General features: G+C 63.6%; 1 protein-coding gene and 1 pseudogene. Both read right to left on the bottom strand.

Annotated elements, in window-relative coordinates:
* Positions 1 to 116, bottom strand: a pseudogene (locus F6Q13_RS17975) (type VII secretion protein EsxI); the annotation flags it as partial.
* Between the two features lie 9 nt (positions 117 to 125).
* Positions 126 to 422: a WXG100 family type VII secretion target gene (locus F6Q13_RS17970; protein ID WP_293059439.1), complete on the bottom strand. Its 297-nt coding sequence runs from the start codon at positions 420 to 422 to the stop codon at positions 126 to 128.
* Between the last annotated feature and the right edge of the window lie 125 nt (positions 423 to 547).

The following is a 547-nucleotide window of genomic DNA, read 5'->3' as shown; positions in this document are numbered from 1 at the left end:
CCGGCGGCCAGCACGTCGCGGATGATGGCCTGGTGCTCGGCCTCCAGGGCGGCGGCCTGGGCGCGGATCGTCGCGCCGTGCGCGTCGACGTCGCCGAATTGGTAGTTGATGGACATGGTTTTCTCCTAGCTGCTCAGGATCTGCTGAGAGGCTTGTTCTTGGGTTTCGTAGTTGTTGGCGTCGCGGATCAGCCCGTCGCGCACCCCGTGCAGCATGTTGACGATATTGCGGAACGCCTGGTTCATCTGGCCCATCGTGTCGTAGGAGGTCGACTGGGCGGTGCCGCTCCAGCCGGCCCCGGCGATGTTGACCGAGGAGGCCCACATCTTGCGGGCTTCGTCCTCGACGGTTTGGGCGTGCATGTCGAACCGGCCGGCCATGTCGCGCATGGCGTTCGGGTCGGTCATAAAACGGGTGGTCATTTTTTTTCCTGTACTCCTTAACTCGACGTCATTGCGGTGCTGTGGTGTTGTCGGCCAGCGTCGTTGCCCCCGATCACCCGGCCGCAGGTGATTTGGGTATCACCTTGGGTGCCTTGGCGGCCAGG

The organism is Mycobacterium sp. (assembly GCF_008709575.1).
Lineage (GTDB): Bacteria > Actinomycetota > Actinomycetes > Mycobacteriales > Mycobacteriaceae > Mycobacterium.
The sequence above is the reverse complement of the archived record's forward strand: the minus strand, read 5'-3'. Positions and strand labels throughout refer to the sequence as shown.